We start from the raw sequence: 255 nt of genomic DNA on the forward strand, positions 1-255 counted from the left end.
CACTCCGATCCACAGGTCATCCGCTAACTTTTCAACGGTAGTCGGTTCGGTCCTCCAGTTGATGTTACTCAACCTTCAACCTGCCCATGGATAGATCGCCCGGTTTCGGGTCTAATCCTAGCAACTGCACGCCCTATTAAGACTCGGTTTCCCTACGGCTCCCCTAAACGGTTAACCTTGCTACTAAAATTAAGTCGCTGACCCATTATACAAAAGGTACGCAGTCACGGTCTCAAGGACCGCTCCCACTGCTTG

The 255-nt window shown here is 51.0% G+C and carries 1 rRNA gene; it reads right to left on the reverse strand.

Annotated features, from left to right (window positions below):
- Positions 1–255 (reverse strand): 23S ribosomal RNA (locus JW499_RS22145); the annotation flags it as partial.

Source organism: Amphritea pacifica, from assembly GCF_016924145.1.
Lineage (GTDB): Bacteria > Pseudomonadota > Gammaproteobacteria > Pseudomonadales > Balneatricaceae > Amphritea > Amphritea pacifica.